Source organism: Nocardioides stalactiti (genome assembly GCF_014180715.1).
In the GTDB taxonomy this organism is placed as follows: Bacteria; Actinomycetota; Actinomycetes; order Propionibacteriales; family Nocardioidaceae; genus Nocardioides; species Nocardioides stalactiti.
In genome coordinates this window covers 1-6,969 of record NZ_JACEFC010000165.1, presented here as the reverse complement: position 1 = coordinate 6,969, position 6,969 = coordinate 1, and the positions used below count along the sequence as shown (strand labels likewise).

Here is a 6,969-nt window from a genome sequence, read left to right as displayed (position 1 = left end):
GACGGATCTGCTGGGGGGTGGGCTGGGGGGCCTGCTGGTCGGACATCGCAGGGAAAGACTAACGGACCACGGCCGAGACTAGAACGTGTTCTATCCCGGCCGTGGTCCGTGGCCGTTGCCTCAGTCGTGCCTCAGAGGGCGGGGACCTTCTCGCGCTCGGCCTCCGGCGGCGCCTCGTCGAGCGGCTTGTCCTCGTGGTCGAGCTTGCTCGGCCACCAGATCTTGCCGCCCAGGTCGAGGTTGAGCGCCGTCACGAGGACCGACCGCACGATCATCGTGTCGAGCAGGACCCCGAGGGCGACGGTCACGCCGAGCTCGGCCAGGAAGACCAAGGGCAGCGAGCCGAGGACCAGGAACGTCGCCGCGAGGACGACGCCCGCCGAGGTGATCACTCCGCCGGTCGACGACAGGGCGATCAGCGAGCCCCGCCGCGTCCCGTGGTTGACCGTCTCCTCCCGGACCCGGGACATCAGGAAGATGTTGTAGTCGATCCCGAGGGCGACGAGGAACACGAACGCGAACAGCGGGAACTGCGGATCCGAGCCGGCGAAGCCGAAGACGTGCTCGAACAGCAGCGCCGAGATGCCGAGCGCGGCCCCGAACGACAGCACGACCGTGCCGATCAGCAGGACCGGCGCGAGCACCGACCGCAGCAGCGCCAGCAGGATGAGGAACACCACGATCAGGACGAGCGGGATGATCACCTTGTTGTCGCGGTCGGACGCGATCTTCGTGTCGAGGTAGAACGCCGAACCGCCACCCACGATCGCGTCGGCGCCGTCGACGTCGTGGACGGCGTCCCGGGTGTCCTCGACGATCTCGAACGCCTTGGTCGAGGAGATGTCCTCGGTGATCGTGGCCTCGAAGTAGGCGCGGCCGTCGCCGAGCGGGATCACCTGGCGCGGCTCCTCCAGGCCGTCGATCCCGGCGACAGCGGCGGCGACCTCGTCGATCTGGGCCTCGTTCGCCACGACCTGGGCGGTGTTGGAGGTGTCGGCCAGGCCGTGCTCGACGAGCACCTTCTGGCCCTTGATCGAGTCGAACTCCTTCGTGTAGGTGTCCTCGGTCGAGAGCCCGGCGGTGTTGAGCTGGAACAGGCCGAGGCAGGCGAGCAGGAGCAGGCCCGTCGTCGCCAGCCACACGGCGCGCGGTCGGGGCGAGACAGCGTTGCCCACCCGCGCCCACATGCCCGAGTCGGTCGGTTCGGTCGAGCCGAAGTCCGGCCGGCTGTGGACGCTGGTCCACTTCTCGATGGCCACCTGGATCAGCATCAGCAACCCGAACAGCGCGCTGGCGCCGCCGAGGAACGAGACGAGGCCACCGATGCCGGCGACGACGTCGGCGTCCGCGCCGGACAGCGCCCCGCCGCCGACTGCGGCAGCCACGCCGCCGACCAGCATGCCGACGGCCGTGCGGGTCCACGGTCGGTGTCCGTCACGCGCCGGGCCGAACACCCAGCGGCCGCAGATCACGAGGAGCGCGGGCAGCAGCGTGACCATGACGAGCAGGGTGACGGCGATGCCGACGGCCAGGACCGGGCCCATGCCCGCGGTCGAGTTGAGGTCCGCGACCACCAGGCAGAGCATGCCGACGACGACCGTCGCCGCGCTGGCGATGATCGCGGGTGCGGCCCGGTGCAGGGCGAACGCCATCGCCTCGTGCCGGTCCTCGTGGCGGCGCAGCTCCTCGCGGTAGCGCGCCACGAGCAGCAGGGCGTAGTCGGTCCCGGCGGCGATCACCAGGATGCCGAGGATCGCCTGGCTCTGTCCGTTGACCGTCAGGTCGGCGTACTTCGCCAGCAGGTAGACCACGCCGGTCGCGATCACGTTGGCGATGCCCGCGCACAGGATCGGGAGGAACCACAGGATCGCGCTGCGATAGGTGAGCAGCAGGATGACCATGACGACGAGGAGGGTGGCGAAGATGAGGTTGGTGTCGATTCCCTCGAACGCCTCCGCAGCGTCGGCCGCCTGACCGCCGTAGCCGGCGAGGTGGACGGTGGTGCCGTCGATCTTCGCGATCTTCTTGACCTCGTCGGCCGCGTCCGGGACGGCGTTCCAGCCTTCGCTGCCGAAGTTCCAGACGTAGTAGAGGTAGGCGACCTCGCCGTCCTCGGAGAGGAGCCGGGGGGCGGTCGGGTCCTGCGCGCGGATCGCCTCAGCAGCGTTGGGGGCGAGGACGCCGGCGTCGGTGACGCCGTCGGTCTTCGCGATCTCCGCCGCGTGCTCGTCCATCGCCGCGAGGTCGGCCTCGGTCAGGCCGCCCGGGCGCTCGTAGACGAGGAGGGTCGGGATGTCGTTGGGGTCGACGGTTCCGGAGAGCTCGTCGAGGACCTCGGTGGACTCGGCGTCGCCGGGGAGCCAGGACGACGCCTCGTTGTCCTGGACGTCGACGAGCTTGGGGTAGAGGGGTCCCAGGCCGATCGTGAGGATGACCACGGCTGCCAGGACGATCCACTTGGTGACGGGGCCGGTGAGCTTGCCGGCTATCTGACGGTGCATGGGGAACAGCCTTCCAGGGGGCACGGACAACGGCATCAGGGTTTCGCCGGATCCGACCCTGAAAGCCTCGGGGAATCATCGGTGACGCGCAAGAACGGCCCGGCGGGTGTCATGGAGACACCCGGCCGAGCCGTTCTGTGACAGCGGATCCCTCAGGCGTTGATGAGCTCCTTCATGCGGCTCACCAGGGCCGGGGCGTCCTCGGAGGCGGGCATGATCTGGAGGTTCGTGACCCCGGACTCGCGGAACGCCGCGATCCGCTCCTTGACGTAGCCTTCGGGGCCGACCAGGTTCATCAGCTCGAGGACCTCCAGCGGCACGGCCGCCTCGGCCTCCTTCTTCTTGCCGTCGAGGTAGAGGTCCTGGATGTGCTTGGCCTCGGCCTCGTAGCCGTACTCGCAGAACAGCTGGTTGTAGAAGTTCTTGTCGCGAGCACCCATGCCGCCGACGTACAGCGCGACGAGCGGGCGGGCGAAGTCGAGCAGCGCCTTGGTCTCCGGGCCCTCGCCGATCGCGCACAGGGCGCCGGCGACGACCTCGAGCGGGCCCAGGTCGGCGGAGCGCTTGGCCGTGCCGTTGGCGAGCGGCTCGGCCCAGGCCTTGCCGGCGTGCTCGGGGATGTAGAGGTGCGGGAACCAGCCGTCGGCGATCTCCGCGGTCATCTGGACGTTCTTGGCGCCGAGGGACGCGATGTAGATCGGGACCGCGGAGCGCTCGGGGTGGGTGAGGATCTTCAGCGGCTTGCCGAGACCGGTGACGCCACCGTTCTCCTTGGTCAGCGGGATCTTGAAGTAGCCGTCGCTGCTGAGCGGCTCGCGCTTCATGCCGCGCCGGATGATGTCGATGACCTCGCGGGTGCGGCCGAGCGGAGCGGCGTACGGCAGCCCGTGGAAGCCCTCGATGACCTGCGGGCCGGAAGCCCCGAGGCCGAGGATGGCGCGACCGCCGCTGACGTTGTCGAGGCCGGCCGCGGTCTGCAGCAGCGCTCCGGGGGTGCGCGAGTAGATGTTGAGGATCGCGGAGCCGATCTCGATCGTCTCGGTCTTCGCGGCCAGGTAGCCCATCAGGGTCGGGGAGTCGAAGCCGTAGGCCTCGGCGACCCAGATGCTGTCGAGGCCGGCGCGCTCGAGCGCCTGCACCTGGTCGGCGGCGTCGCGCGGGTTGCCGGCGTACATCAGCGAGCTGGAGAGCTTCATCAGGTCCCTTCCGGAGGGGGTCGGTGGTTCGGAGCAACTGTGACAGTACTACTGTCACAATCGCAACGACCCCATCCACGGGAAGAGACGGTGAGCGGCGTGTGGGACGCTGCTGAGCCTCAGGACTGCGAGGAGGACCAGTGACGGCAGGGACGAAGTACCGCGTGGCAGTGATCGGTGGCACCGGGCCGCAGGGCAAGGGCCTCGGCTACCGCTTCGCCAAGGGTGGCCACACCGTGGTCCTCGGCTCGCGGGCCGCGGAGAAGGGTGAGGCGGTCGCCGCGGAGGTCCGCGACAAGCTCGCCGGCGCAGCCGGTGCGGGCGAGGTCTCCGGAGCCAGCAACGTCGACGCGGTCGAGCAGTGCGACGTCGTCCTGCTGGCCGTCCCGTACGACGGGCACGACGAGCTGGTCGCGTCACTGCCCCTGGCCGGCAAGACGGTCATCTCCTGCGTGAACCCGCTGGCGTTCGACAAGCGCGGCGCCCACGGCAAGGTCATCAACAACGGTGAGGGCTCTGCCGCCGAGTCGGCCCAGGAGCTCGCTCCCGAGGCCACCGTGGTCGGCGCCTTCCACAACGTGTCGGCCGTCGGGCTCTGGGAGGAGCCGGGCGACCTCGACGAGGACGTCATCGTGGTGGGCGACGTCGTCGAGGCCAAGGAGGTCGCCATGGAGCTCGCCGCCTCGGTCACCGGCCACGCCGGCATCGACGGCGGCAAGCTGCGGCTCGCCCGTCAGCTCGAGCCGTTCACCGCCGTGCTCATCTCGATCAACCGCAAGTACAAGGCCCACTCGGGCATCCGCGTCACCGGTCTCGGCCAGGCGCACTGACCGAGACCGCGACGGGTCTCGTCAGCTCGCGGAGCTGACGAGACCGTCGAGGATCGCGCGGGCGTCCTCGCTCGGCATCCACGCCATCCCGTTGGGCAGGCGCCAGAAGCTGGTGCCGCACTCGGAGAGGATCGTGACGGTGCTGCCGTCGTCGTAGGCAGCGACGATCGTCGGGAACGGCGGCACCAAGGCGCACTTCAACACCGCTGCGGACTGGTTGACCGCCATGTCGTGGGTCAGCAGGTCGAGGTCCGCGTCGTCGATCGCTGCCGAAACGGTCGCACCGCTGTCGTCGACGATGCAGACGATCGCCGCCTCCAGCGCGAGGTCCTGCCGGGTCGATCCGCCGGCGTCGGTGCAGGACAGGTCCGCTGCGTCGACGTCGTCCGCCGGCTCGCCCTGCGCCGCCTGCTGCTCGTCGAGCAGCCCGAGGAACGCGGCCTGCGCCGCCTCCGGGTCGGCCCGGTAGCCGCTGCCGACCACGAGGGTGTGACAGCCGTACAGCTGGCCGCTCACCACGAAGGTCGAGCCGTCGTCGTAGCCGAACACGATCCGGTAGCCGGGCCCGAGGTCCATCGTGCACATCTCCGGCGGGCCGGAGACGTCGAGGTCGTTGATGGCAGCGACCAGGTCGTCGACGCCGGTCACGAGCGCGTCGGCAGGGGCGTCGTACGCCGTGCCGACGCCCTGACACAGCCGCGCCACGGTGGCGCCCTCGGGCACCGCGTCGGGCAGGTTCGGGTCCGGCTCGTCGACGCCCTGGGCGATCCCGCCCTTGCCGACCTCGATGAAGGGGCACTCGACGTCGGCCGGCGGGTCCGGGGCCACGATCTGCCGGTCGGGCCCGTCGTCACCGCCCGACGCCAAAGTGGTGCCGAGCACGGCGACCGCGGCGACGGCCGCGGCGGAGCCGATGACGGCCAGCGTCGTCGTACGACGTCGGCGACGTGCCAGCCGCTCGGCCGCGCCGGCCCGGTCCGGGTTGATCGGCGGCGGGGGCACGGCGTCCGCCAGGCCCTCGCGCAACCACTGCTCGTCACTCATGGTGTGCCCCCGTCGTTGTCGGTGTCGTCTCGTCGCAGGTGGGGAGAGGAGCGGAGTGCGCCGAGTGCCCGGGAGCACTGGCTCTTCACGGTGCCGACGCTGATGCCGAGCGCGTCGGCCGTCTGCTGCTCGGTCAGGTCCTCGAAGTAGCGCAGCACCACGACGGCCCGTTGCCCGCGTGGCAGCTGCGCGAGCGCGGCCACCAGGTCGTTGCGGGCGTCGGCGTCGTGGGTGGTGCTCGGCGTCTCCGGGAGGTCGGCCGTCGGACGCTCACCGCGCCACTTGCGCCGCCACCAGGAGATGTAGGTCGTGAAGAGCACCCGCCGCACGTAGGCCTCGAAGCTCTCCGGACCCACGCGTGCCCACGCCCGCCAGCTCTTGGCGAGCGCGGTCTGCACCAGGTCCTCCGCGAGCTGGTGGTCGCCGGTCAACAGCCAGGCCGACCGCCACAGCGCGTCGCCGCGAGCCGCGACGAACGCCACGAAGTCGTCCTCGATCGCTGTGCGCTGATCGACCACACCCACCACCGTTCGCTCCATCGGACCTCCTCTCACCCTGTCAAAGCGGTGAGGGTGGCCGAAAGGTTGTCAACGGGCTGCTGAGACCAGAGCCCGGATGATCGCCCGCTCCTCGCGGCGCGGGGTCCACTCGATGTCGCCCTCGATGGTGAGGCCGAAGCAGCCGCGCCGCGCGGCGACCGGGTCGCCCCAGGCGCTCACCCCGACGATCCAGTGCTCGCGCAGCGAGAAGGGCGGCGTGCACCCCAGCGACCCTGCCGAGGACGCGGTGTCGTGCTGCATGCTCCGGGTCAGGATCGTCAGGTCCTCGGCGGGGATCGGGACCGCGGTCGCCCGCTCCGGGCGCTCGGGGACGCCGAAGCAGAGCACGGCGACGCTCAGGTCGGTCGGGTCGGCGGCCGTGGTCGGCAGCGTGCTGGACGGCTGGGCGCAGTCCAGGTCCCCCGCCCGCACCGACAGCTCCGGCGGTGTGGCCGCCACCCGCTGGGCCCGGAGCCGGTCGACGAAGGCGCGCAGTGGCGGGGTCGCCCGATCCCGGCGGCCGTTGCCGACGAGGAGCTCGGCGCAGCCGGTGAACCGGGCCGCGACGACGAACCGCGACCCGTCGGGGTAGCCGAACGCCAGCTGGTAGTCGGGGACCCGGAGCTCGACGCAGCGCCGCGCCACGAGCGGCTGGTCGTTGACCGCGGCCACGACCGCCGCGACGTCGGTGGTGAGGGCGTCGACCGGGGGCGTCACCTTGTCGGCGCCGCCGTCGCAGAGCCGGACCGAGGTCGCGCCCTCGGGCACGGCGTCCGGGAGCGCCGGGTCGGCCTCGGCCGTGACCCGGGGGCACGCGACGAGGGGGCCGGGGTCGACCGGGTCGCTCGGGCTGTCGTCG

General features: G+C 71.1%; 6 protein-coding genes. 1 reads left to right on the top strand and 5 read right to left on the bottom strand.

Annotation, left to right across the window (positions count from 1 at the left end):
- Positions 1-131 precede the first annotated feature (131 nt).
- Both H0487_RS23630 and H0487_RS20940 read right to left on the bottom strand, forming a co-directional pair.
- Entirely contained in the window at positions 132-2,501 is a 2,370-nt protein-coding gene (locus tag H0487_RS23630; RefSeq protein WP_246384087.1) for an MMPL family transporter, read from the bottom strand.
- Positions 2,502-2,653: 152 nt separating this feature from the next.
- Complete coding sequence (locus H0487_RS20940) at positions 2,654-3,697, bottom strand: LLM class F420-dependent oxidoreductase (protein WP_183096162.1); 1,044 nt, start codon at positions 3,695-3,697, stop codon at positions 2,654-2,656.
- 140 nt (positions 3,698-3,837) lie between these two features.
- On the opposite strand from H0487_RS20940, the gene npdG reads away from it, so the two are divergent.
- A complete protein-coding gene (gene npdG, locus H0487_RS20935) occupies positions 3,838-4,527 on the top strand; it encodes an NADPH-dependent F420 reductase (protein ID WP_312856044.1) in 690 nt (229 codons plus the stop codon).
- Between the two features lie 21 nt (positions 4,528-4,548).
- Here npdG and H0487_RS20930 read toward each other — a convergent pair whose 3' ends face one another.
- The 3 genes from H0487_RS20930 to H0487_RS20920 all read right to left on the bottom strand — a co-directional run.
- Positions 4,549-5,571: a hypothetical protein gene (locus H0487_RS20930; protein WP_183096161.1), complete on the bottom strand. Its 1,023-nt coding sequence runs from the start codon at positions 5,569-5,571 to the stop codon at positions 4,549-4,551.
- A complete protein-coding gene (locus H0487_RS20925) occupies positions 5,568-6,110 on the bottom strand; it encodes a SigE family RNA polymerase sigma factor (protein ID WP_183096160.1) in 543 nt (180 codons plus the stop codon). The genes H0487_RS20930 and H0487_RS20925 overlap by 4 nt, the downstream gene beginning before the upstream one ends.
- A gap of 48 nt (positions 6,111-6,158) precedes the next feature.
- On the bottom strand, positions 6,159-6,969 hold an 811-nt coding region (locus H0487_RS20920), incomplete at its 5' end, for a hypothetical protein (protein ID WP_183096159.1).

Coding starts and splice junctions, on each gene's coding strand:
- H0487_RS23630 (WP_246384087.1), bottom strand. CDS start 2,501: ATGCACCGTCAGATAGCCGGCAAGCTCACCGGCCCCGTCACCAAGTGG.
- H0487_RS20940 (WP_183096162.1), bottom strand. CDS start 3,697: ATGAAGCTCTCCAGCTCGCTGATGTACGCCGGCAACCCGCGCGACGCC.
- H0487_RS20930 (WP_183096161.1), bottom strand. CDS start 5,571: ATGAGTGACGAGCAGTGGTTGCGCGAGGGCCTGGCGGACGCCGTGCCC.
- H0487_RS20925 (WP_183096160.1), bottom strand. CDS start 6,110: ATGGAGCGAACGGTGGTGGGTGTGGTCGATCAGCGCACAGCGATCGAG.